The sequence below is a fragment of the Massilia sp. BGA-UO-ETr-WB1 genome, assembly GCF_059567845.1.
Map to the genome: position 1 here is coordinate 361,266 of NZ_JCAQOT010000021.1, position 20,766 is coordinate 382,031.

Sequence of the window (20,766 nt, forward strand, 5' to 3'; positions counted from 1 at the left end):
CCTAGGTTTTTGAATATTGCCGGGGACAGTGTATGGAAACGTGGGCAAGCTTGCAACGAAAAATTAGCTTCCTGCAACAACCATTTTTTCGATCAGGATGGAGCCGGTCTGCTTGGTGCCGCGCACCAGTACGTCCGAACCGATACCGACTATTTGCTGGAACATCTCTTTCATGTTGCCGGCGATGGTGATCTCTTCCACCGGGTACTGGATCACGCCGTTTTCCACCCAGTAGCCGGAGGCGCCGCGCGAGTAGTCGCCGGTGACGTAGTTGGTGCCCTGGCCCATCAGTTCGGTCACCAGCAGGCCGGTGCCCATTTTCTTCAGCATGGCCACGAAATCGTCGTTGCTCTTCGTCAGCGAGGACGTCAGCGACAGGTTGTGCGAGCCGCCCGCATTGCCGGTGGTTTTCATGCCCAGCTTGCGCGCCGAGTAGGTGGACAGGAAATAGCCCTGCACCACGCCGTCCTTGACCACGTCGCGGCGCTGGGTGCGCACGCCCTCTTCGTCGAACGGCGCCGAGCCGACCGCGCCGATCACGTGCGGGTCTTCCTTGATCTGGATGTGCGACGGGAAGGCGGACTTGCCCAGGCTGTCGAGCAGGAAGGTGGACTTGCGGTACAGCGCGCCGCCCGAGGTGGCCTGGACGAAGGCGCCCAGCAGGCCGGCGGCCAGCGGCGCTTCGAACAGCACCGGGCAGGTGCGGGTGTCGAGCTTGCGCGCGTTCAGGCGCGCCAGCGCGCGTTCGGCGGCGTAGCGGCCGATGGCTTCCGGCGCGGCCATCTTGGCGGCGTCGCGCACCGAGCTGTACCAGTCGTCGCGCTGCATCTTGGCGCCCTTGCCGGCGATCGGCGCCACCGACAGCGTGTGGCGCGAGTACGGGTAGCCGCCGATGAAGCCGCGCGAGTTGGCCGACACGAAGTGCGACTGCTGCACGTGCACGCCCGCCCCTTCGCTGTTGGTGATGCGCGGATCCACCTCGAAGGCGGCCGCTTCGGCACGCTGCGCCAGCGCCACCGCTTCTTCGGTCGAGATCAGCCACGGGTAGTACAGCTGCAGGTCGCGCGGATTAGTTTCCAGCATGTCCTCGTCGGCCAGGCCGGCGCAGTCGTCGTCGGCGGTGAAGTTGGCGATGTTGTAGGCCGCGTCCACGGTGGCGCGCAGCGAGGCGGCCGAAAAGTCCGAGGTGCTGGCGTTGCCGCGCTTCTGGCCGATGAACACGGTCACGCCCAGGCCCTTGTCGCGGTTCTGCTCGATGGTCTCGATTTTGGCCTTGCGCACAGAGACGGATAAGCCGCTGCCCTCGCTGATCTCGACGGCGGCATCGGTGCCGCCTTTCTCGCGCGCGTACGCCAAAACGTCGCGTGCAAGCTGCTTCAATTGATCCTGGCTGTGGCTAAATGCGGAGTCGCTCATGTGGTGTTTTCTTCGGGTGACCGTTAAAACAGTTATCATAGCAGTCGTTTACAGTTTTTACAGGCCGGGTTCACGCCCTGCCTCACAGTTATCATGCCAAATGCAAACCGGGGCGCCGTCGGCTTCCAATCTTCCGAGTTCGAACAAGAATACGAGCGCCCATCTAAAACCGAACTCAAGCGCCAGTCCGACGCCCTGCAGGCGCTGGGCGCCGAGCTGGTGGAAGCGCCGCGCGACCGCGTCAAGCGCGTCCCCATGCCGGAGGACGTGAAAGAGGCCATCCTGACTTGCCAAACCATCACCAATCACGAAGGCCGCCGCCGCGCCATGCAGTTCGTGGGCAAGAAGATGCGCACCCTGGACGAGGAAGAAGTGGCCGTCATCCAGCGCACCATCGAGGGCTGGAAAGGCGCGTCCAAGGCCGATACGGCCGCCATGCACGCGCTGGAACGCCGCCGCGACAAGCTGCTGGCCGACGACAACGCGCTCACCACGCTGCTGTCGGAGAACCCGGAACTGGACGTGCAGCACCTGCGCACGCTGATCCGCAACGCCCGCAAGGAGCAGGCCGAGAACAAGCCGCCCAAGGCTTACCGCGAAATCTTCCAGATCCTGAAGCAGGTCGACGCCAAGCACCGCAAGGCCAAGGCCGACGAGGCCGGCGGCGAAGACGAGGACAGCGAAGAAGATGACGAGTGACGTGTCAGCGCCGGTGCTGGTGATCGGCCTGGTGTCGGTCTCGGACCGCGCCAGCGGCGGCGTCTATGAAGACAAGGGCCTGCCCGCGCTGCAGGAATGGCTGTCGTCCGCGCTGACGACGCCGTTCCGCGTCGAAACCCGCTTGATCCCGGACGAACGCACGCAGATCGAGGCCACGCTGGTGGAACTGGTCGACGTGGCCCGCTGCCACCTGGTGCTGACCACCGGCGGCACCGGCCCCGCGCGCCGCGACGTGACGCCGGAAGCCACGCTGGCCATCGGCACCAAGGAAATGCCGGGCTTCGGCGAGCAGATGCGCCAGATCAGCCTGCAGTTCGTGCCGACCGCCATCCTGTCGCGCCAGACCGCCGTGATCCGCGAGACCGCTGGTTTGGGTGAACCTCACGCCGCGCTGGTGATGAACCTGCCCGGCCAGCCGAAAGCCATCAAGGAAACCCTGGAAGGCTTGAAGGACGCCGACGGCAAGCAGCTGGTGGGCGGCATCTTCGCGGCCGTGCCGTACTGCGTGGACCTGATCGGCGGCCCCTACATGGAAACCAATCCGGCGGTATGCAAGGCATTCCGCCCCAAATCGGCAATCAAGCCTGCCTGAGGATTTGCACATGACTGCACTGCTGGAAAATATCGAAATCGAAACGGGCGCCAACCCAACCGTGTCCATCATCTGGATGCACGGCCTGGGCGCCGACGGCAACGACTTCGTGCCCATGGTGAATGAGCTGGACCTGGAAGGCCTGCCCGCCATCCGCTTCATTTTCCCGCACGCGGCCACCATGCCGGTGACCATCAACAACGGCTACGTGATGCGCGCCTGGTACGACATCATCCACACCGACCTGGGCCGCCAGGAAGACGAGAAAGGCCTGCGCGCCTCGCAGCTGCAAGTGGAGGCGCTGATCGCGCGCGAGAAAGCGCGCGGCATCCCGGCCGAACGCATCATCCTGGCCGGCTTCTCGCAGGGCTGCGCCATGACCTTGCAGGCCGGCCTGCGCCATCCCGAAAAGCTGGCCGGTTTGATGTGCCTGTCCGGCTACGTGCCGCTGGCCGACAAGACCGCCGCCGAACGCAGCGAAGCCAGCCTGCAGACGCCGGTCTTCATGGTGCACGGCCGCATGGACCCGGTGATCCCGGTGGCCCGCGCCGAAGCCTCGCGCGACCTGCTGGTCAAGCTGGGCTACCAGGTGGAATGGCACGACTATTACATGCAGCACTCGCTGTGCCAGGAAGAGGTTGTGCACATCAGCGCATGGCTGAAGAAGGTCCTGGCCTAACCCCGCAGTACCACTGAAAGCAGAAAATGAAGAAAACCGGCATGGCAAAAAGCGACGCCAAGAAGTTGATGGGCAAGATGGTTGCCCCTGGCGCGGCCGGATTCGGCAACACCGGCGCCGCCGGCGAGGCGGTGGACAAGCGCGAACAGCGCCGCCGCGACCAGGCCCTGGGCCTGGTGCCCTTCGCCGTCAAACTGAATAGCGAGCTGGTGGCGCAGCTGCAAGCGCTGGCCAGGGACAGCGGCAAGGACCTCAACGAAGTCGTCGCCGACGTCGTCACGCGCGGCCTGGCCGCGTAATCCCCCCCGCTACGGCAGCGGCGCCGCGCTCGACGGCGGCGCTGCCGATTGCGCGGCATTCATCACCATCGCCAGGAACGTGTAGTAGCCGTTCAGCCCCATCAAATCCACCACCCCGTGCTCGCCGAAGCGCGCCAGCGCGGCGTTGTAGGTGGCGTCGCACACCCGCTTATCCCTGTGCAGTTCCATGCAGAAGTCGTGCACCAGCGCCTCGTCGTCCATCATGGCGTCCGGCCGGCGGCGCGCCGCGATCGCGTCCACCATGGCGGGGCTGATGCCCTCCTGCAGCGCGATGGGCGCGTGGATGGCCCATTCCACCTGCTGGTTCCACTGCCGCGCCGTCACCAGGATGGCCAGCTCCGACAGGCGCGTGCCGATTGCGCTGCGGTAGCGCAGGTATTCGCCCATGCGCTGCGCGCACTCCATCAGCTCCGGGCTGCGTATCAGGGGAACAAAGGGGCCATACAACGCGCCGCGCGGGCCGTCGATGATGGCTTGGGCGGCAGCTTGCTGCGGCGGCGAGAGCTGCGCGAAGGGGATGGGACCGAGGCGTACTGTCATCAGGAAATATTAGCAGCAAATATCATGAAATAACGGCGCACGATTGATATTTTCGGCATTAACGTCACTAGCAATGTGCTATTTATGAAGGTGCAGTCCCGAACGCTTTTTCAAAAAGGAGTACATCATGTCGTTATTTCTCAAGCGCATTGCAGGATCCATCGCGGTTGCCGCCACCTTGGGCATGGGAGGCGCCGCCAGTGCCGGGGTGCTGGAATTCCAGGGCGTCACCTTCACATCGTCGTTCACCGACAGCGTGCTGCGGCTCGAAATCGATGCGGCCAATCCCACTGGCGACTGGTCGACAGCCACCACGCTGGGCATGATCGGCCTCAAGGACATCGGCTCGTTCACCAGCGTGTCCCTGACTGCCGCGCCCCCCGGTGGCCTCAGCTGGACGATCAACACCAACGAACTGTCCGCCAACGGCTGCGTCAACGGCGCGAATCCCATGAAAGTATGCGCCTTCGGCACGCACCTTGCGCTGACGGACGACATGGTGTTCGAGTTCACCTTCGCGGGCGGCACGCAGAACTTCACGTCGCCGCACCTGAAGGTCGGCATGTACGAGGGCAATAGCACGGACAAGGTGGGCAGCCTGGTGTCGATGAACATCCCGCCCATCCCCGAGCCTGCGACCTATGGCATGCTGCTGGCCGGCCTGGCCATGTTGGGCGTGGTGGCGCGCAAGCGTTCATCCTGAGATGCACTTATTCGCGGTTGATGCGATAAAAATCAACAACCACGGCTGCGCGGCGATCTATCGTCGTCTCTCCACATCAACGTGAGGACGACATGAGCCACATTATTCACCGCAGCCTGCATCACACGCCGCCGATTGCCATCGGCGGCAAAGGCATCACCCTGCACGACAGCCGCGGCAACACCTACCTCGACGCCAGCGGCGGCGCCGCAGTATCCTCGCTGGGCCACGGCCACCCGGACGTGCTGGCCGCCATGCATGCGCAGATCGACCGCCTGGCCTACGCCCACACCGGCTTTTTCACCACCGAGGTTGCGGAAGAACTGGCAACGCGCCTGGCCTTCGACGCGCCCGGCGACCTGAATCATGTCTACCTGGTGTCCGGCGGCTCGGAAGCGATGGAGACCGCCCTCAAGCTGGCGCGCCAGTACTTCGTGGAGAGCGGCCAGCCGCAGCGCAGCGTGTTCATCGCGCGCCGCCAGAGCTACCACGGCAACACGCTGGGTGCGCTGGCACTGGGCGGCAACGAATTCCGCCGCAAGCATTTCGCGCCGCTGCTGATGGATGTGCGGCGCGTGTCGGCCTGCTATGAATACCGCGACCGCCTGCCGCAGCAGACGCTGAACGACTACACCGCGTCGCTGCTGGCGGAGCTGGAGGCGGAGATCCTGGCGGCCGGGCCGGAAAACGTGATCGGCTTCTGCGCCGAGCCGGTGGTGGGCGCCACCGGCGGCGCCATTCCGCCCACGCCGGGCTACTTCAAGGGCGTGCGCGCGCTGTGCGACAAGTACGGCATGCTGCTGATCGCCGACGAGGTGATGTGCGGCATAGGCCGCACCGGCACACTGTACGCGGTGGAGCAGGAGAACGTGCTGCCGGACCTGGTGGCGCTGGGCAAGGGGCTGGGCGCGGGCTACCAGCCGATCGGCGCGGTGGTGGCGCGCGAGCAAGTGGTGCAGCGCATCCGCGAGGGCAGCGGCGTGTTCCAGCATGGGCACACGTATATCGGCCACCCGGTGGCGGCCGCGGCGGCGCTGGCGGTGCAGCGCGTGATCCAGCGCGACTGCCTGCTGGGCGCGGTGACGGTGCGCGGCGCGGCTTTCCGGCGCATGCTGAGGGATGCTTTCGGCAACCATCCGCACGTGGGCGATATCCGCGGACGGGGGCTGTTCTGGGCGCTGGAGCTGGTGAAGGAGCGCGAGAGCAAAGAACCCTTCGCGCCGTCGGCCAGGCTGCACGCGGCGGTGAAGGAAGCGGCCATGGGGCGCGGGCTGATGGTGTATCCGATGGGCGGCACCATCGACGGCGAGCATGGCGACCATGTGCTGCTGGCGCCGCCCTTCATCGCCACCGAGGCGGAGCTGGGGGAGATCGTGGGGCGGCTGCAGGAGGCGCTGGCCAGGGCCCTGGCCAGCGTGGGGACAGCTTGACGTTACTACCGCGCTCAGTACTGCTGGTATGCGATGACGTCCTGCTGCTGCTCGCCGAGGCCGGCGATACCGAGGCGCATGAAGTCGCCCTTCTTCAGGAAGCGCTTCGGCTTGCGGGCGTTGCCCACGCCGGGCGGCGTCCCGGTGGCGATCACGTCGCCCGGCTCCAGCGTCATGTACTGCGACAGGTAGCTGACGATCTGGCGCACCGAGAAAATCATGTTTTCGGTGCTGCCGGTCTGCATGCGCTTGCCGTTCAGTTCCAGGTACAGGTCCAGCTTGTCGATGTGATAGACCTCGTCGCGCGTCACCAGCCACGGGCCGACCGGGCCGAAGGTGTCGCAGCCCTTGCCCTTGTCCCACTGCGAGCCCTGCTCCAGCTGGTACTCGCGCTCGGACAAGTCGTTGATCACGCAGTAGCCGGCGATGTGCTTCTCGGCGTCCGCCTCGCTCACGTAGCGCGCGCGGGTGCCGATGATGATGCCCAGCTCCACTTCCCAGTCGGTCTTCTTCGAGCCCTTGGGCAGCATCACCGGATCGTCCGCGCCGGACAGGCAGGTGGTGGCCTTCATGAACACGATCGGTTCCTTCGGGATCGGCAGGTTCATTTCGGCGGCGTGGTCGTAGTAGTTCAAACCGATGCCGATGAATTTGCCCACCTTGGCCACCGGTACGCCCATGCGCGGATTGCCGCGCACCAGCGGCAGGTCCGCGTGGACGATCTTGGACAGCTTCTTGATGGCCTTGTCGGACAGCTGTTCGGGACCGATGTCATCGATCACGCCGGACAGGTCGCGCAGCTTGCCTTCATCATCAATCAGGCCGGGCTTCTCTTTGCCGGGACGGCCGTAACGAACCAGTTTCATAGTCTTCCTTGGAGTTGATAGCCGCCATTTTACCGGATCGCGCGGAGCGACCCCGGCGGCGCGCCAGGAAGCGTATCAGGCCCGCCAGTTGCAGCAGCACCAGCACGCCGAACGCGGTGCGGTAAGCGGCGGCGGGATAGTGCTGCAAAGCGTCCGGCCGCCACAGGCCGACGATGGCGCCGAAACCCGCCTGCACGGCGAACGCGCCCAGGAAGATCAACAGGTTCAGGCAAGTGGAGGCGCGCCCGGTGAGCCCCGGCGGCATGGCCTGCGCGACGATGGCGTACTCGATGCCGGTGATGGTGCCCACCAGCGTAAACAGCACCGACAGCAGCTGGTAGCTGGGCGCCCAGTTCAGCACGAAGCCGCACTGGATGGCAATGTAGAGCGCGATGCCAACTGCCGCCACGTTGAGCGGCGCGATGTTTTTGCGCGCCGCCCATTCGGTGATCATGCCGACCGAGATGGCGCCGAAGATGACGGCCGCCATGCCGAGGTAAAGCAGCCAGGCGGTGGCTTGCTGGTCGAAGTGCGCCACGTCGTTCAGCCAGCGCGCGATCCACAGGCCCTGGATGCCGAAGAACACGGCGTGCGGGATCAGCACCAGGCAGGCGGTCTCGCGGAACACGGGGTTGGTGTAGACCTCGGCCAGCATGCGGTGCCATGGCATGCGCGGCGGCTTGCCTGACGCTTCCGGCGGGGTTGGCGCCAGCAGGTAGATCAGCAAGGCGATGATGGCGCAGCCGGCGGCCAGGCTGATGAACAGCCAGCGCCAGTCGATATAGCGCAGCGCCAGCCGCACCGGCAAGGTGGCGCTGGCCGCGCCCAGGCCGCCGGCGGCGATCAGGTAGCCTTGCACCGAGGGCAGCTTGGCCGGCGAGATCCAGGTGGAGATGGATTTGACCGCGGCCATGAAGCAGCCCGCCAGGCCGATGCCCATCAGCGCGCGCGCCAGCAGCAGCTGGTTCAGTTCGCGGCTGCCGGCGAAGGCCAGCGCACCGGCGGCGGCCACGCCCAGCATGGCGGACTGCACGCGGCGCGGGCCGTAGCGGTCCAGCGCCATGCCCACCGGCAGCTGCACCAGCGCGAAGGAAAAGAAGTATGCGCTGGTGAGCAGGCCAAGCTGGGCGGGCGACAGCGACAGTTCCGCCATCAGCTGCGGCGCCAGGATGGCGTTCACGTTGCGCAGCAGGCTGGAGATGTAGTGGCCCAGCGCGAACGGCAGGAACACCAGGAAGAACACTTGCACGCCGGGCAGCGAGCCCGGCGCGCGCACGCGGCCGATCACGGCCGGCACGCCGTACGTCAGCCACGACGAAGCGGCGGCGCGCGCGCCCCAGGGAATCTCCATCGGCCATGGCATCATCTCCGTCAGGCCGCGTTGCTGTGCGAACCGCAGCCGGACGGCGGCAGCACCGCGTCGCCGCGCGCGGTGGCCAGGCGGATCACCTTGCGCGGCGCCGCCTCGCCTTCCTCGAAGAAGAACTTCTCCTTGCCGAAGGCCGGCACCAGGTCGTCCATCCACGTCGCATGCGGGTCGAACTTGGCGTAGAACGGCTTGCGCACCCAGTCCGCGTTGCGCGCCTGCAGGAACTGCAAGGCGAACACCTTTTCGCCCGCGATGGTGGCCACGCCGTCGATCACCACCTTGCCCGGGAACGCGCTCATGGACGGCCCGCGCACCGTGCGCGACAAGCCGGACACCATCTGGTAAGCCTGCTGGAAGATCTCGTGCGCGCGCGCCAGCGGCAGCTGGAAATACGCGCGCGGCCCGGTGTCGCGCTCGACGAACATGTAGTACGGGATGGCCCCCAGCCGCACGCCGGTGGTCCACAGCTCGGCCCAGCTTTTCGGGTCCTCGTTGATGTGGCGGATCAGCGGCCCCTGCATGCGCAAGGTGGCGCCGGTGCCGACGATGCGCTTGACCGCCTTTTGCGCGATCTCCTGGCGCAGCTCCACCGCGTGATTGTAATGGCCCATGATGGCCATGTTCTTGCCCGAGGCGACCACGCGCTCGAACAGGCGCAGCAAATCGTCCGCGTCCTTGTCGGACACGAAGCGCTGCGGCCAGTAGGCCACCGACTTGGTGCCGATGCGGATGTTCTGGATGTGCGCCAGTTCCGGCGCCAGCAGCGGCTCGATGAACTCGGCCAGCGAGCGCGTGTTCATGATGAGCGGGTCGCCGCCGGTAATCAGCACGTCCGTCACTTCCTTGTGCTCGCGCAGGTAGGCCGCCAGCTGCGTGGTTTCCTTGGCGTCGAACTTCATGTCCTCCATGCCGACGAACTGCGGCCAGCGGAAGCAGAAGGTGCAGTAGGCGTGGCAGGTTTGTCCGGCGCTGGGGAAGAACAGCACCGTCTCCTTGTACTTGTGCTGCAGGCCTTTCAGCGGCGCGTCGTTCACGCGCGGCACGTTGTGCGTCATCTGCCCGGCCGGGTGCGGATTCATGCGCATGCGGATGCCGTGCACGTACTGCGCGATGGCCGCGTCGTCCTTCTTCACCAGCACCAGGTCGCGCAAATGCGCGTATTCGTCCGGTGCCAGCATGTCGCGGTGCGGGAACACCAGCCGGTAAATCGGATCGTCCGGCACGTTGTTCCAGTCGATCAACTGGTCCAGCACGTACTCGTTGGTGCGGAACGGCAGCACGTGCGACACCACCTGCGTCGCTTCGCGCAAGTCGTCGGGCATCCATTCCCACTGACGGGCCTGCTTGATGGTTTGGCGGGTATAGGGCTTGAACTTCACGAGCACCGAGTCTGCGGTCATTGCGATCTCCTGGTTAATGGGGATTCGAGGGATTTCGATGGGAATTTCATCGTAGTTTTCAAGACGAAAAACGCGTTGCCACAGATCAAGTTGCACCCGGCTATTTTCCAGAAAGGAACGATTCTTTGACGCATCTACATGCGCTGAACATGACGTGCAGCAAGCTTGCGTTATCGCAATTCGGACTCCGCCTGCCGGACGTAAAGTATTCCGACACACAACCCATTGGAGGACATCCATGAAACGCATCCTGATCGGCACCCTGCTCTGCCTGGGCGCAGCTGCAAGCATTTCCCCGGCCTGGGCCGGCGCCGAACCGACCGAGAAAGACGCCATCGCCATGGCCGAACGCGGCGCCGCCTTCATGAAGGCCCACGGCAAAGAGGAAATGATGAAGAAGATCAGCGCCAAGGACCCGGACTTCCTGCAAGGCTCGCTGTACGTGGACATGCGCGACATCAACACCGGCATCGTGCTGGCGCACCCGGTCAATCCCGCCATCGTCGGCAAGGACTTGACCGACGTGCCGGACGCCAACGGCAAAAAGTACCGCCGCGAGATCATCGAGCTGGCCGCCAAGAAGGGCAAGGGCTGGGTGGACTATATGTACAAGAACCCGACCAGCGGCAAGATCGAGCCGAAAACCACCTACATCCTGCGGGTGGGCGACGTGGTGCTGGAAGCCGGTATCTACAAGAAATAGCCAGCAGCAATTGCAATTGCACACCTAGCCGGGGAGGCTGCCATGCTGAACAAATTGCGGATCGGACCGAAACTGCTGCTGGCGCCCTGCCTGGTGCTGGTGCTGCTGGTGGTGACCTCGGCCAGCGCCTATTACGGCATGGTGCGCCAGAACGCGTCGATGGAGAACCTGGTGCAGGTGCGCGCCGCGCGCCTGCAAGCGACCGCCAGCGTGATGGGCGACGCCAGGTTCGCGCACGCCAATATCTACCAGCTGCTGGCCTGGATCAACGGCAGCTTCGCGCAGGCCCGGCTGGACGCGCTGAGCGCGCAGATCAAGGCGCGCCACGCCGGCGTGGACAAGCAGCTGGCCGCGCTGGCCGCCGTGGCCGATCCGGACGAGCGCAAGTTCGTGGACGCCTCCGCGCAGGCGCTGGCGGGCTACCGCAAGCTGGTGCTGGAGACCATGGAGATCGCCGCGATCGACCAGTCCATCGCCACCAATTCCATGGCCAAGGCCGAGGCCCAGTTCGTGCTGCTCAACGAGCAGCTGGGCAAGCTGGCGGCGCTGGAAAAAACCCTCAGCGAACAGGCCCACGACCAGGCCCAGGCCGACTTCCAGGCGCTGGGCGTAACCATGGCCGGGCTGGCGCTGCTGTCGATCGCGCTGTCGCTGCTGGCCACGATACGGGTGCGCGCGGCGCTGCTGCGCGACATCCACGCCATCGGCCAGGCGGTGCGCGAACTGGCCGCCGGCCGGCTCGCGCTGGGCAAGCCCAACGAGGGCCGCGACGAAATCGCCGACACGGCGCGCGCGCTGGACCAGAGCATCGCCAACCTGAGCCGGACCTTGCGCACCGTGACGGGCGCGGTGCAGTCGATCGACACCGCCTCGCACGAAATCGCCAGCGGCAACCTGGACCTGTCCAACCGCACCGAGCGCCAGGCCGCGTCGCTGGAGGAAACCGCCAGTGCCATGCAGAACCTGACGCAGGCGGTGCGCCAGAACGCGGACAACGCGCGCCTGGCCTGCGAACTGGCGGCCAGCGCCAGCGGCCTGGCCAGCAAGGGCGGCGCGGCGGTGGCGCAGGCGGTCGACAGCATGGACACGATACGGGCCAGCTCGCGCAAGATCGTCGAGATCATCGGCGTGATCGACGGCATTTCCTTCCAGACCAATATCCTGGCGCTGAACGCGGCGGTGGAGGCGGCGCGCGCGGGCGAGTCCGGGCGCGGCTTCGCCGTGGTGGCCTCCGAAGTGCGCACGCTGGCGCAGCGCTCGGCCGGCGCGGCCAAGGAGATCAAGGCGCTGATCGCAGCCTCGGTGGCCACCATCGACAGCGGCAGCGCCTGCGTGAACCAGGCCGGCAGCAGCATGGACGACATCGTGGCCTCGGTGCGGCAGGTGAACGACATCATCACCCGCATCAGCGACGCCAGCGCGGAGCAGGCGCAGGGCATCGCCGAGGTCAACCAGGCGGTGGAGCGGATAGACGACGTGACGCAGCAGAACGCCGCGCTGGTGGAACAGGCGGCCGCCGCCGCCGCGAGCCTGCAGGAACAGGCCGCGCAACTGTCGCAGGCGGTGGGGGTGTTCCAGCTGGACGACAGCGGCGAGGCGGCGCCGCCCGCGCCTGCGCCTGCAGCGCCCGGTCCTGAACGCCGCGCCCCGCGCAGCCCGATGCGCGGGCTGGCGGTGACGCAGCCCGTGCCGCGCCAGCGCCCTACCGGAACGGCCGGCTAAGGAAGCGCGAGCCGGCCTCGCCGAAGCGCCACGGCAGCTCCACCGCCTTCGAGATGCCGATGCGCGGCCCCACGGCCAGCGCCGGCGTTCCCTCGCGCGCGGACAGCGCGAACGGCGAGGCCGTCAATGCCAGACCGTTGTGCGCACGCGTCACCGCCATCGCCTGGCACAGCTTGCCCGGCCCGGAGCACAGCATGCGCACGTCCTCGCCGCCGCGCCGCACCCGCATCGCGTCCAGCCCCGCCAACGGTTCGATGGCACGTATCAGCACTCCCGCCCCGTGCCCCGGCTCGCGGCACACGAAATTCAGACACCAGTGGATGCCGTGCGACAAATACACATAAGCATGCCCGGGCGGCCCGAACATGGCGGCATTGCGCGCGCTCGGCCCGCTGAAGGTGTGCGACGCGGGCTCCGTCATGTCGTAGGCCTCGGTCTCCACGATGCGCCCGCCCACGCCGTTCACCAGCACCGTCAGGCCGATCAGCTGCGGCGCCACCTCGTGCGAAGGTGCGCTAAAATCTATCCCGGCTATGAAAGTAGTCATAAGCACAATAGTAGCGCGTGCGCGCGCAGGCGGGTGCCGTGCACAACTGCCAATGTTTCACGAATGCGTACCACATTTACACTTTTTTTCTTGGGATTTTGCGCTACAGCAACGCGGAACAAGCGATAATCGGAACTTCGTGCGGACCCGCCCCCAACCAATCATGAACTCAGTCGCTGTCCCAGCCCCGGTAATCGCCTCCACGGTAGAAGACGCCCTGCTGCGCTCCATCCGCATACCGCCGCGCCCCAGCCTGCTGGTCGACTTGCAACGGGAACTGGCGGAAAGCGATCCCTCGCCGCGCCGCATCGCCCGCATCATCGGCAACGACGTCGGCATGTCCGGCGCGCTGCTCAAGCTGGCCAACTCGCCGTTCTTCGGCGCCGCGCGCAAGGCCAAGTCGGTGGAGCAGGCCATCAATTTCCTCGGCATCAACCAGTGCGCCGCGCTGCTGACCGGGCTGCTGGCGCGCCAGGCCATCGACGGCAAGGACGGCACCCTGGACAGCTTCTGGGAAATTTCGGCCCGCCGCGCGCAGGCGCTGGTGTTCACCTCGCGCAAGCTGCGCATCGCGCCGCCGGACATCGCCCACACCTTCGGCCTGTTCTGCGATATCGGCGTGCCGCTGCTGATGAGCCGTTTCCCCGATTACAAGGAAACCTTCGCCCTGGCCAGCCGCGACGCCGAGCAGACCTTCACCCTGGTCGAGGACGCCCGCCACAGCACCAACCACGCCGCCATCGGCTGCCTGCTGGCGCGCAACTGGGGCTTGTCGCCGGACGTGTCCTGGGCCATCCTGCATCACCACGACTACGCGGTGATGAACGACGACGCCACCGACGACGCCGTGCGCTCGCTGGTAGCGCTCTCTGTGCTGGCCGACAAGGGCATCCAGCGCTTCCACGGCTACGGCAGCTCGCTGGAATGGGAAAAGGGCGGCGAGATCGCCTGCGCCCACCTCGGCCTGTCCGAGGACGAAACCGCCGACCTGCTCGACGAATTGCACGAAACCTTCCACACCGAACATTAAATACGCCATCAGCGCACACATGCCTAAAAATAAGCGCCCCGCTCCCCGCAAGAACAGCACCCCACCCGAAGAAAAAGAAGAATTCCTGGCCGAGGCGCTGTGCGCGGCCGCCCTGGAACTGGCCGAACAGGAGGACAGCGAACAGCTGAGCGCCGAGCTGCGCCAGAAGGCTGCCGAGCTGCCGCGCCAGGTGCGCAAATACGTGCAGCAGAAGAAGGACGAGCTGCTCTACAGCGCCATCGAACTGGCCCGCTTCGAAGACGTGGACGCCTACCGCCTGCTGCGCGAGACCATCGAGGAAGCGGCCGGCACGGTGCTGATCCGCCGCGAAGGCCAGCCCGACATCGAGATCAACGCCTTCGCCATTCCCGTCTTCGTGCACAGCACCGGCGGCCTGGTGCAGGCGCAGGAATTCCAGGACGAAGCCGCTTTCGAAGCGCTGCTGCAGAGCTTCACCCAGGACGGCCTGGAAAGCCCGAAAGCCAAGGTGGTGCTGGTGCAGCACGCCTACGACCTGGACGAGATCGACCGCGTCAGCTACAGCCAGCTGAACGCCATGGTGCGCGAAGCAGCCACGTCGATGACGGAAAAGAAAATGCAGGCCGCGCCCGCGCTCGAGCGCAGCATGGGCGGCTGGGCCGCCACCGCCTTTGGCGCGGACGACACGGCGGTGGAGCTGCGCTTCCTGCTGGGCTTTGCGCTGAAGCGCGCCGACGACCCGTTCTACCAGCCGCCGCAAGGCGAGCAGGAACAGGACGACTACTACGCCGCGCGCATGGAACGCTACCGCCAGTGGACCTTGAAGGCAGCGCCGCTGGTGCGGCGCTGCCTGGCCGGCGCGCGCCCGCTGGAGCTGAACTTCCTGTACCAGGACCTGTTCTACGGCGCCAAGGAACAGGCGCAAGCCGAATACGCCATGCTGGACATGATGGCCAGGCTGGGCCGGGCGCTGCAGGCGCATCCCGGCGCCAGCGCCGTCATCGCGCCGGCCGACGTGCGCGGCGACATGGTGCTGCGCGTGAACCTGTACAGCGGCAACACGGTGCTGCTGTCCTGCGACAAGCCGATCGATCTCGGCTGCGACCTGCAGCTGGAGGTGGACGACATTGCCGACGCGCTGGCCACCATCGGCCTGCACGCGGTATCCGTGGCGCAGCGTTTCGATGCGCAAGGCCAGCCGGTGGAAGCCCAGCCGCTGGGCTGAAATCCATCACCGCTGCCATGCCGCAGCGCCGCATAACTGCTGTTTGACAGTGGCATGGCAGCCGAGGATACTTGTTTCATGGAGGTGTACCATGAAACGCTTTGCCGCCCTGCTGCTGTCGCTCACCGCATCCCTGCTGCTGGCCGGTTGCGCCACCGTAGCGCCTCCCCCGCCCTCTGCCCAGCTGTTCCAGGACCAGTTGTTCGGCCAGCCCGACGCCGACATCAACGCCGGCCAGATCTTCGCCCTCACCGACGAAATGAAGCAGTACGCGCAAACGCTGGCGCATTCGCGCGCCAAGCGCGCGCCGCAGCTGATCCTGTTCGACGCGCTCTACAAGCGCGACCAGCTCAAGCTGGAATACGACGCCAGCATGACCCGCAACGCCAGCCAGACCTTCGAGGCGCGGCGCGGCAACTGCCTGTCGCTGGTGGTGATGACGGCGGCCATGGCGCGCGAGATGGACATGTCGGTGCAGTACCAGGCCATCACCACCGAGGAAACCTGGAGCCGCACCGGCAGCCTGTACTTCGCCAGCGGCCACGTGAACCTGGTGCTGGGCAAGCCGCGCATGAAGGACGTGCACAGCGTGGAGCCCAACCAGTACATGGTGGTGGACTTCGAACCGCCCGCCGAAACCAAGAACCTGGTGGCGGTCCCCATCTCGGAAGAGCGCATCATCGCCATGTTCATGAACAACCGCGCCGCCGAGTCGCTGGCGCAAAAGGAACTGAAACGGGCTTACTGGTGGGCGCGCAAGGCCACCCAGGCCGACCCCACCTTCTTCAGCTCCTACAACACGCTGGCCATCGTCTACCAGCACAACGGCAACCTGCCGCAGGCGGAGGCGGCGCTGCGCTACGCCCAGGTGCTGCAGCCGAACAACACCATCGCCATGTTCAACCTGGTGCAAGTGCTCGACAACATGGGCCGCACGCTGGAAGCGGCCGCCATCCGCGAGGAGCTGGCGCGGCTGGAACCGAACCCGCCCTTCCACTATTTCAACCTTGGCCAGAATGCCATGAAGGAAGGCGACTACAAGAAGGCGCGCCAGCTGTTCGCGCGCGAGGTGGACCGCGCGCCCTACTACCATGAGTTCCACTTCTGGCTGGCGGTGGCGTCCTATTACCTGGGCGACATGAAAACCGCCGACAAGCACATGAAGCTGGCCATGGACAACAGCACCACGCGCAGCGACCACGACCTGTACGCGGCCAAGCTGGACCGGCTGAAGTTCCAGGAACGCCAGCGCAACACCTATTCAAATTGACAACTTGCGCAATGGGCGGGTTACACTGCGGGGCTCAGTCCCGACTACGTAAACGCCCATGACCGCACTCCGCACCGCATTACGCACTCCTCTTTCCGTCCTGGCCTTCGGCCTGCTGCTGGCCTTCGGCAGCGCGCACGCAGGCAACGCCGCCCGCGCCGCCGATGCCCCCGCCGAGACCTACTCGGTGCGCGAGCACTACACCAAGTACGAATACCGCATCCCCATGCGCGACGGGGTGCGCCTGTTCACCACCGTCTACGTGCCCAAGGACGGTTCGCAGCGCTATCCCTTCCTGATGCAGCGCACGCCCTACAGCGCGGGCGTGACGGTGGACGACAAGCTGCGCTACGGCGTGGACTTCTACCCCAAGCGCATCGGCCCGTCGCGCGAGTTCGAAACCAGCGGCTACATCTTCGTCAAGCAGGACGTGCGCGGCCGCTTCATGTCCGAAGGCAAGTGGCAGGAGATGACGCCGCATGCCAACGCCAGGCGCCAGCCGGGCGAAGGCAACGAAAGCCAGGACATGTACGACACCGTGGAATGGCTGCTGAAGAACGTGCCCAACAATAACGGCAAGGTCGGCATCCACGGCATCTCCTACCCCGGTTTCTACACCTCGGCCAGCATCATCGATTCGCACCCGGCCATCAAGGCCGCCTCGCCGCAGGCGCCGGTCACCGACCTGTACATGGGCGACGACTCCTACCACGGCGGCGCCTTCATGCTGGCGGCCAATTTCGACTTCTACGCCGCCTTCACGGAAGAGCCGAACCCCACCCCGCTGCCGGCCACCTGGACCGATTTCGACTACGGCGTGAGCGACGGTTACGACTTCTTCCTGAAGCACCGCACACTGGAGAAAATCGGCGCCGCCATGACGGACAAGCAGCGCGCGCTGTTCTGGCCCAACGTTGAGCACAGCACCTACGACGCCTTCTGGCAGAGCCGCAACATCGCGCCGCACCTGAAGAACATCAAGGCCGCCGTGCTGACCGTGGGCGGCTGGTACGACGCGGAAGACCTGCAAGGCCCGTTCACCACCTACCAGTCCATCAAGCGCCACAATCCCGGCATCTACAACGGCCTGGTGATCGGCCCGTGGGTGCACGGCGGCTGGGCCGGCGACGACGGCAAACGGCTCGGCCACGTGCGCTTCGACGCCAAGACCTCGGACTACTTCCGCCGGCACATCCTGCTGCCATTCTTCGAGCAGCACTTGAAGGATGCCAAGGCGGCCCCCGCGCCCAACGTGCGCGCCTTCGAGACCGGCAGCAACGTCTGGCGCAGCTACAGCGCCTGGCCGCCGCAGCAGGCCAGGGCGCGTACGCTGTACTTCGGCGCTAACGGCACGCTGGGCTGGCAGCAGCCGGCTGCCATCAGCGGCGCCGGCTACGACGAATACGTCAGCGACCCGGCCAAGCCGGTGCCCTACATCGGCTACCCGGCCACCGGCGTGCCGAAGGAATACATGGTGTCCGACCAGCGCTTCGCCGCCTCGCGGCCGGACGTGCTGGTCTACCGCAGCGAAGTGCTGGAAGAGGACGTGACGGTGGTGGGCACGGTGTCGCCCAAGCTGTTCGTGTCCACCACCGGCACCGACGCCGACTGGGTGGTGAAGCTGATCGACGTGTATCCGGACGACTATCCGAAGCAGGAAGGAAACAAGGAAGAGGACGAGCACGACGTGGGCCCGCCGCAGGCGAACATGGCGGGCTACCAGCAGCTGGTGCGCGGCAATCCGCTGCGCGGCAAGTTCCGCCACAGCTTCGAGAAGGCCGAGCCTTTCGTTCCGGGCAAGGTGGAGGCGCTGAACTACGGCATCGGCGAGGTGAACCACACCTTCCGGCGCGGCCACCGCATCATGGTGCAAGTGCAGAGTTCCTGGTTTCCGCTGGTGGACCTGAACCCGCAAACCTTCATGGAGATTCCGCGCGCCAGGCCGGAAGACTTCAAGAAGGCCACACAGCGCGTGTACCGCGCGCCGGGCATGGCGTCCGGCATCGCGGTGCAGGTTCTGCCCTGATGGACTATTGACTGACCTTTGGAGGCGACGTGGCAAGACTACTGAACAGCATGAAATTGTGGCAGCGTTTTGCCCTGCTGGGCGTGATGGGCGTGCTGCTGGTGCTGCCTCCGCTGGTGCTGTTCCTGGAGGGCAGCAACAAGAGCATCAGTTACTCGGTCACCGAGCGCAGCGGCGTGGCGCCCAGCGAAGCGGCCATGCGCCTGCTGCAGCGGGTGCAGCAGCACCGCGGCCTGTCGGCCGCCTTCGTCACCACCGGCCAGCTGGCCGACCAGCGCAGCGCCAAGGCCGACGAGGTGGGCCGCACGCTGACCGAAGTGGAAACCCTGCTCAAGGGCGAGCACCGCGCCACCGCCAGGCTGCTGGCGCAGGTGCGCAACGACTGGCAGACGCTGCAAACCCGGGTCGCCTCGCGCACGCTGAGCACGGCCGACAGCTACCAGGGCCACACCGCGCTGTGCGAAGTGCTGCTGCTGTTGCTGGAGGGCGTGGCGGACCGCTACGGCCTGGCGCTGGACCCGGACGCCGACAGCTACTACCTGATGCGCGGCGTGCTGTTCGATTTGCCGCAGCTGGCCGAAAGTACGGGCCAGCTGCGCGCCAAGGGCGCCGGCATCCTGGCCTCGAAACAGATCGACATCGACGGCCGCGCAGCCATGTACGGCTTGCTGGCCAAGGAAAGGCTGGCGATCGACAGCGCCACCCGCTCCTTCCAGAAAAGCTACGACGGCAATGCCGCCGTCGAGCGCGCGCTGGGCACCGCGGTCGCCAGCGCCACGCGCATGGCGCAGGAAGTGTCCGACCTGGCGCACGGCAAGGTGGTGGCCGCCGCCATCGACTATCCGCCGGCCGACTACATCGCCTTCACCACGCGCGCCATCGACACGCAGTTCGACGCGGTGTACGCCGGCCTGCGCCAGCTCGGCGCGCTGATCGACGCCCGCATCGCGCAGCAGCGCCAGGCCCGCAACCTGATGGGCGCCAGCGTGGCGGTGATCGCCCTGCTGGCCAGCCTCATCGGCTGGGCCATCAGCCGCCACCTGATACGCCAGCTGGGCGGGGAACCGGGCTACGTGAACGCGGTGCTGCTGAAGGTGGCCGAAGGCGACCTGCGGCAGCGCATCGAGCTGGCCCCGCGCGACACGGGCAGCATGGCGCGCTCGCTCAAGCTGATGGTCGAGCGCCTGGCCGATACCGTGGGACAGGTGCGCGAGGCGGCCGACGGCATCAGCGAGGCCGCCAACCAGACCAGCGCCACCGCGCAGTCGCTCAGCCAGAGCTCCAGCGAACAGGCGGCGAGCGTGGAGCAGACCAGCGCCTCGGTGGAGCAGATGACCGCTTCGGTGCAGCAGAATTCGGCCAACGCCAAGGTGACGGCGGACATCGCCGAGAATGCCGCCAGCAAGGCGCAGGCCGGCGGCGGCGCGGTGGCGGAAACGGCGGCGGCGATGCAGCAGATCGCCAGGAAGATCGTCATCATCGACGACATCGCGTACCAGACCAACCTGCTGGCGCTGAACGCGGCCATCGAGGCGGCGCGCGCGGGCGAGCACGGCAAGGGATTCGCGGTGGTGGCGGCCGAGGTGCGCAAGCTGGCCGAACGCAGCCAGGTGGCGGCGCAGGAAATCGGCGAGACGGCGCACGCCAGCGTCGGCATGGCGGAACAGGCCGGCGTGCTGCTGGAGGAGATAGTGCCGGCGATCGCCAAGACGTCCAGCCTGGTGCAGGAAATCAGCGCCGCTTCGGACGAACAGAGTGCCGGCATCGGCCAGATCAATCACGCCATGGGCAAGCTTGGCGAATCGACCCAGACCAACGCCGCCTCGTCCGAGCAGCTGGCAGCCACCGCCGAGGAGCTGAGCGCCCAGGCCGAAACGCTGCAGGAGCTGGTGGCGTTCTTTAAGGTGTGAGCTGAGGTGGGCAGCTCACGCGGCGGCCTTAGCGGCGGCGCGGGAAGCTTTGCGTCGGCGCCGGGCCGCGCTTTTCGATGTGGCGGAAAATGATGCGGCCCTTGGTCAGGTCGTACGGCGACAGCTCCAGCGTCACCTTGTCGCCCGCCAGGATGCGGATGTGGTTCTTTTGCATTTTGCCCGAGGTATAGGCGATCAGCTTGTGGCCGTTGTCCAGGTCCACGCGGAAACGCAGTTCCGGCAGCGCTTCGGACACGACGCCACTCATTTCAATCAGTTCTTCTTTAGCCATGCATTTACTCCTGTGTGGGCGCTGCTG

Annotated in this window: 20 protein-coding genes; 13 read left to right on the plus strand and 7 right to left on the minus strand. The window is 66.1% G+C overall.

Features of this window, described 5'->3' with window-relative positions; translation table 11 throughout:
- Positions 1–63: 63 nt before the first annotated feature.
- On the minus strand, positions 64–1,416 hold the full coding sequence (pmbA, locus tag AC56DV_RS06325; protein ID WP_496313448.1) for a metalloprotease PmbA: 1,353 nt from the start codon (positions 1,414–1,416) through the stop codon (positions 64–66).
- A gap of 93 nt (positions 1,417–1,509) precedes the next feature.
- Here pmbA and yjgA point away from each other — a divergent pair, with 93 nt between their 5' ends.
- Genes yjgA through AC56DV_RS06345 form a run of 4 tightly spaced genes read left to right on the plus strand, consistent with a single transcriptional unit; the run spans position 1,510 to position 3,706 of the window.
- On the plus strand, positions 1,510–2,115 hold the full coding sequence (gene yjgA / locus AC56DV_RS06330) for a ribosome biogenesis factor YjgA (RefSeq protein ID WP_496313449.1): 606 nt from the start codon (positions 1,510–1,512) through the stop codon (positions 2,113–2,115).
- Positions 2,105–2,728, plus strand: coding sequence for a molybdopterin adenylyltransferase (gene mog / locus AC56DV_RS06335; RefSeq protein ID WP_496313450.1), 624 nt, complete (start codon positions 2,105–2,107; stop codon positions 2,726–2,728). The genes yjgA and mog overlap by 11 nt, the downstream gene beginning before the upstream one ends.
- A 10-nt stretch (positions 2,729–2,738) precedes the next feature.
- A complete protein-coding gene (locus AC56DV_RS06340; RefSeq protein WP_496313451.1) occupies positions 2,739–3,407 on the plus strand; it encodes an alpha/beta hydrolase in 669 nt (222 codons plus the stop codon).
- A gap of 26 nt (positions 3,408–3,433) precedes the next feature.
- A complete protein-coding gene (locus AC56DV_RS06345; protein ID WP_496313452.1) occupies positions 3,434–3,706 on the plus strand; it encodes a hypothetical protein in 273 nt (90 codons plus the stop codon).
- A 9-nt stretch (positions 3,707–3,715) separates the two neighbouring features.
- On the opposite strand, the gene AC56DV_RS06350 is transcribed toward AC56DV_RS06345, so the two are convergent.
- On the minus strand, positions 3,716–4,267 hold the full coding sequence (locus AC56DV_RS06350) for a carboxymuconolactone decarboxylase family protein (RefSeq protein ID WP_496313453.1): 552 nt from the start codon (positions 4,265–4,267) through the stop codon (positions 3,716–3,718).
- 127 nt (positions 4,268–4,394) lie between these two features.
- Here AC56DV_RS06350 and AC56DV_RS06355 point away from each other — a divergent pair, with 127 nt between their 5' ends.
- Positions 4,395–4,970, plus strand: coding sequence for a PEP-CTERM sorting domain-containing protein (locus AC56DV_RS06355; RefSeq protein WP_496313454.1), 576 nt, complete (start codon positions 4,395–4,397; stop codon positions 4,968–4,970).
- Positions 4,971–5,062: 92 nt separating this feature from the next.
- On the plus strand, positions 5,063–6,400 hold the full coding sequence (locus AC56DV_RS06360) for an aspartate aminotransferase family protein (RefSeq protein WP_496313455.1): 1,338 nt from the start codon (positions 5,063–5,065) through the stop codon (positions 6,398–6,400).
- Between the two features lie 14 nt (positions 6,401–6,414).
- On the opposite strand, the gene AC56DV_RS06365 is transcribed toward AC56DV_RS06360, so the two are convergent.
- The 3 genes from AC56DV_RS06365 to AC56DV_RS06375 are packed head-to-tail and all read right to left on the minus strand — an operon-like array spanning position 6,415 to position 10,035.
- Complete coding sequence (locus AC56DV_RS06365) at positions 6,415–7,266, minus strand: fumarylacetoacetate hydrolase family protein (RefSeq protein ID WP_496313456.1); 852 nt, start codon at positions 7,264–7,266, stop codon at positions 6,415–6,417.
- Positions 7,214–8,617, minus strand: a complete 1,404-nt coding sequence (locus tag AC56DV_RS06370) for an MFS transporter (protein WP_496313457.1) — start codon at positions 8,615–8,617, stop codon at positions 7,214–7,216. The genes AC56DV_RS06365 and AC56DV_RS06370 overlap by 53 nt, the downstream gene beginning before the upstream one ends.
- Before the next feature lie 20 nt (positions 8,618–8,637).
- Positions 8,638–10,035 carry a KamA family radical SAM protein gene (locus AC56DV_RS06375; protein ID WP_496313458.1) on the minus strand — a complete coding sequence of 466 codons (1,398 nt, stop codon included), beginning with the start codon at positions 10,033–10,035 and terminating at the stop codon, positions 8,638–8,640.
- A 238-nt stretch (positions 10,036–10,273) separates the two neighbouring features.
- On the opposite strand from AC56DV_RS06375, the gene AC56DV_RS06380 reads away from it, so the two are divergent.
- The gene (locus AC56DV_RS06380; protein ID WP_496313459.1) at positions 10,274–10,738 is read left to right on the plus strand and encodes a cache domain-containing protein; all 465 of its coding nucleotides are present in this window, start codon (positions 10,274–10,276) and stop codon (positions 10,736–10,738) included.
- A gap of 42 nt (positions 10,739–10,780) precedes the next feature.
- A complete protein-coding gene (locus tag AC56DV_RS06385) occupies positions 10,781–12,460 on the plus strand; it encodes a methyl-accepting chemotaxis protein (protein ID WP_496313460.1) in 1,680 nt (559 codons plus the stop codon).
- Here the strand turns inward: AC56DV_RS06385 and AC56DV_RS06390 are convergent.
- Complete coding sequence (locus AC56DV_RS06390) at positions 12,441–13,007, minus strand: DNA-3-methyladenine glycosylase (protein WP_496313461.1); 567 nt, start codon at positions 13,005–13,007, stop codon at positions 12,441–12,443. The two genes, AC56DV_RS06385 and AC56DV_RS06390, sit on opposite strands and share 20 nt — an antisense overlap.
- Before the next feature lie 163 nt (positions 13,008–13,170).
- On the opposite strand from AC56DV_RS06390, the gene AC56DV_RS06395 reads away from it, so the two are divergent.
- The 5 genes from AC56DV_RS06395 to AC56DV_RS06415 all read left to right on the plus strand — a co-directional run bounded on the left by AC56DV_RS06395 (position 13,171) and on the right by AC56DV_RS06415 (position 20,447).
- Complete coding sequence (locus AC56DV_RS06395; protein WP_496313462.1) at positions 13,171–14,037, plus strand: HDOD domain-containing protein; 867 nt, start codon at positions 13,171–13,173, stop codon at positions 14,035–14,037.
- A 19-nt stretch (positions 14,038–14,056) separates the two neighbouring features.
- A complete protein-coding gene (locus AC56DV_RS06400; RefSeq protein WP_496313463.1) occupies positions 14,057–15,241 on the plus strand; it encodes a DUF2863 family protein in 1,185 nt (394 codons plus the stop codon).
- Between the two features lie 91 nt (positions 15,242–15,332).
- Positions 15,333–16,511: a tetratricopeptide repeat protein gene (locus tag AC56DV_RS06405; RefSeq protein WP_496313464.1), complete on the plus strand. Its 1,179-nt coding sequence runs from the start codon at positions 15,333–15,335 to the stop codon at positions 16,509–16,511.
- A 58-nt stretch (positions 16,512–16,569) separates the two neighbouring features.
- Positions 16,570–18,537 (plus strand): CocE/NonD family hydrolase, encoded by a 1,968-nt coding sequence (locus tag AC56DV_RS06410; protein ID WP_496313465.1) that lies wholly within the window; start codon positions 16,570–16,572, stop codon positions 18,535–18,537.
- Positions 18,538–18,566: 29 nt separating this feature from the next.
- Entirely contained in the window at positions 18,567–20,447 is a 1,881-nt protein-coding gene (locus tag AC56DV_RS06415; RefSeq protein ID WP_496313466.1) for a methyl-accepting chemotaxis protein, read from the plus strand.
- A gap of 28 nt (positions 20,448–20,475) precedes the next feature.
- Here AC56DV_RS06415 and infA read toward each other — a convergent pair whose 3' ends face one another.
- Complete coding sequence (infA, locus tag AC56DV_RS06420; protein ID WP_161072831.1) at positions 20,476–20,739, minus strand: translation initiation factor IF-1; 264 nt, start codon at positions 20,737–20,739, stop codon at positions 20,476–20,478.
- Between the last annotated feature and the right edge of the window lie 27 nt (positions 20,740–20,766).

Excerpts from the sequence above, each read along its gene's own strand:
- pmbA (WP_496313448.1), bottom strand. The coding sequence starts at position 1,416 with ATGAGCGACTCCGCATTTAGCCACAGCCAGGATCAATTGAAGCAGCTT.
- yjgA (WP_496313449.1), top strand. The coding sequence starts at position 1,510 with ATGCCAAATGCAAACCGGGGCGCCGTCGGCTTCCAATCTTCCGAGTTC.
- mog (WP_496313450.1), top strand. The coding sequence starts at position 2,105 with ATGACGAGTGACGTGTCAGCGCCGGTGCTGGTGATCGGCCTGGTGTCG.
- AC56DV_RS06340 (WP_496313451.1), top strand. The coding sequence starts at position 2,739 with ATGACTGCACTGCTGGAAAATATCGAAATCGAAACGGGCGCCAACCCA.
- AC56DV_RS06345 (WP_496313452.1), top strand. The coding sequence starts at position 3,434 with ATGAAGAAAACCGGCATGGCAAAAAGCGACGCCAAGAAGTTGATGGGC.
- AC56DV_RS06350 (WP_496313453.1), bottom strand. The coding sequence starts at position 4,267 with ATGACAGTACGCCTCGGTCCCATCCCCTTCGCGCAGCTCTCGCCGCCG.
- AC56DV_RS06355 (WP_496313454.1), top strand. The coding sequence starts at position 4,395 with ATGTCGTTATTTCTCAAGCGCATTGCAGGATCCATCGCGGTTGCCGCC.
- AC56DV_RS06360 (WP_496313455.1), top strand. The coding sequence starts at position 5,063 with ATGAGCCACATTATTCACCGCAGCCTGCATCACACGCCGCCGATTGCC.
- AC56DV_RS06365 (WP_496313456.1), bottom strand. The coding sequence starts at position 7,266 with ATGAAACTGGTTCGTTACGGCCGTCCCGGCAAAGAGAAGCCCGGCCTG.
- AC56DV_RS06370 (WP_496313457.1), bottom strand. The coding sequence starts at position 8,617 with ATGGAGATTCCCTGGGGCGCGCGCGCCGCCGCTTCGTCGTGGCTGACG.
- AC56DV_RS06375 (WP_496313458.1), bottom strand. The coding sequence starts at position 10,035 with ATGACCGCAGACTCGGTGCTCGTGAAGTTCAAGCCCTATACCCGCCAA.
- AC56DV_RS06380 (WP_496313459.1), top strand. The coding sequence starts at position 10,274 with ATGAAACGCATCCTGATCGGCACCCTGCTCTGCCTGGGCGCAGCTGCA.
- AC56DV_RS06385 (WP_496313460.1), top strand. The coding sequence starts at position 10,781 with ATGCTGAACAAATTGCGGATCGGACCGAAACTGCTGCTGGCGCCCTGC.
- AC56DV_RS06390 (WP_496313461.1), bottom strand. The coding sequence starts at position 13,007 with ATGACTACTTTCATAGCCGGGATAGATTTTAGCGCACCTTCGCACGAG.
- AC56DV_RS06395 (WP_496313462.1), top strand. The coding sequence starts at position 13,171 with ATGAACTCAGTCGCTGTCCCAGCCCCGGTAATCGCCTCCACGGTAGAA.
- AC56DV_RS06400 (WP_496313463.1), top strand. The coding sequence starts at position 14,057 with ATGCCTAAAAATAAGCGCCCCGCTCCCCGCAAGAACAGCACCCCACCC.
- AC56DV_RS06405 (WP_496313464.1), top strand. The coding sequence starts at position 15,333 with ATGAAACGCTTTGCCGCCCTGCTGCTGTCGCTCACCGCATCCCTGCTG.
- AC56DV_RS06410 (WP_496313465.1), top strand. The coding sequence starts at position 16,570 with ATGACCGCACTCCGCACCGCATTACGCACTCCTCTTTCCGTCCTGGCC.
- infA (WP_161072831.1), bottom strand. The coding sequence starts at position 20,739 with ATGGCTAAAGAAGAACTGATTGAAATGAGTGGCGTCGTGTCCGAAGCG.